At 65.3% G+C, this 1,873-nt stretch carries 2 protein-coding genes; one reads left to right on the top strand and one right to left on the bottom strand.

Features of this window, described 5'->3' with window-relative positions; genetic code table 11:
- The coding region (locus ACJ8AT_RS36160; RefSeq protein WP_407742528.1) for a hypothetical protein at positions 1-852 on the top strand (852 nt) is incomplete at its 5' end.
- Positions 853-1,230: 378 nt separating this feature from the next.
- Here the strand turns inward: ACJ8AT_RS36160 and ACJ8AT_RS36155 are convergent.
- A complete protein-coding gene (locus ACJ8AT_RS36155) occupies positions 1,231-1,734 on the bottom strand; it encodes a helix-turn-helix domain-containing protein (RefSeq protein WP_407742527.1) in 504 nt (167 codons plus the stop codon).
- Between the last annotated feature and the right edge of the window lie 139 nt (positions 1,735-1,873).

The following is a 1,873-nucleotide window of genomic DNA, read 5'->3' as shown; positions in this document are numbered from 1 at the left end:
CACTCGAGCGCGGTGAGCAACCCCAAGCAGTACATCGACGGCGTGACGGTGCATCCATACGGAGGTGCCGATGGTGGCGCGGGCGGAGCTCTCGGCAACCGTGACAGGCTGATAAACGCCCACGTGAAGACCGGGATGGACGTGTACCCAACCGAGTTGGGCTGGCCGACCGCGCTAGGCCAGTCACCTACGGGCGACAGTCAGCAGTGGTCCGAGTCGGCGCAGGCACAGAACGTCACGAACTTCGCCGCGTGGGCTGAGACCCAGCCGTGGCTGAAGGGCTGGGTGTACTTCTGCTACCACGACTTCGACACGAAGGACTGGTACGGGGTCGTCCGCACCGATGGCTCCCACAAGCCCGCCTACGCCGCCCTGCACAACGCGGCCGCAAGCAGTCCCCCACCACCTTCAGGAGGCACCATGAACCTCGACGCCAACGGCGTTATCAGCAACATCCCAGCGGGCGCAGCGAAGCTCCACGTCGCCCTGAGCGCCACGCAGACGGGCACACCCTCGTATCCGGGCCTGAGTGCGGGTGGGGACATGCTCGCCCCGTTCCCGGCCTCCTACCGCTCCCCCGACCCTGCGAAGCCGTGGGTGTCACTACAGGCGCTCGACAGCAGTGGGGCGGCGCTGGGCGCGTGGACGACGCCCGTGCAGAACCTGCCACCCTTGCCGGCGAGCTCGGGGAGCTACACGATCGCGGCGGAGAGCATCACCCCGCCCTCGGTGATGCCCCCTCCGGTCCAGCCTCCTGCGGTGCAGTCCCATTCGCATGCGGTGAGCTGGTCGAAGGACGGCGCCGGTGTGGTGCACATTTCGGTGGACGGCACCGAGGTGGGCGCCGTGTAGGCTGAGAGTTGAACTGGGGTAGCAAGAGAGCCTCGTCTTCGGACGGGGCTCTCGTCGTTTGAGGTATCTGTTCGTACATCCGCCGAGTGGCCCTGTCCAAGAACCGCACAGCTTCCTACCGTCAGCCTTGCGCGTCCTCGGCACCTGCGGCCGGGGGCGCGCGCCCTCTTTGCACCATGCCTCTTGCACAATCGTTGTGCAGTTCGCTATCTTCGCGCACTTGGAAGGGTCGGAACGCAGGCCGGCTGGGGACAACAATCGAGTGGACTCGCACGGCAGGGGGAAAGAGCCCAATGGAAGAACGAGAACAGCGGGTCTTACAGCGCGTGTCGCGCTACCTACGGCAGGAGGCCGGAGAGCTGGGTGAGGGGCCGGTGGCTAACGCCCTCGACGACTGGGCTTCGCGCGTGGCTTTGAAGGCTTCTCAGCGATCTCATCCGGGGGACCGGCCTCCGCCTCGAGCTCATCACGCTCCACCGACCCAATCCGCTGGCGAACCAGCCTGAGGATCTCGGCGACGTCGCGCTCGACGGCGGCTAGGCGCTCCTCGAACTTCGACTTCTCGCCGTTCATTGAGCCCATGATGTCCGGCGTCTCCCCGGGAGACTCCCCGCCGCGCCAGATGTAGTCGACTGAGACGCCGAACACCTCGGCGAGCTTCTCGGCGTTCTCGTACTTCATCCCGCCGGTCGACCGCCAGTTGTGCACGGAGCGTTCCTTGACGCCCACGCGGTCGGCGATGTCCTCCCAGGTCAGGTCTGGGCGCTCCGCCTTGAGGGCGGTGATGCGCTCGGCGCGAGCCTGGTCATCGGCCATACGAGCGAGCACCGTACGCATAGCTTCATGCTCTCGCAATGATGCATTCCTGAAGGTCGTCTTCATGCCCTTGACCTTCCGCCGCACTTCAGTGTAAGGTTCATGAAGTGAGTATGAAGCCTCTCCTCGAAGAAAGCAAGGACGGCAGGGACCTCGTGACCCTCTCGGTTCGCGTTGAGCGCGACACGTTCAACCGATTCAAGGT

The sequence above is a fragment of the Hyalangium sp. genome (assembly GCF_045802625.1).
Classification (GTDB): Bacteria; Myxococcota; Myxococcia; order Myxococcales; family Myxococcaceae; genus Hyalangium.
This window is presented reverse-complemented; position numbering and strand designations above follow the sequence as displayed.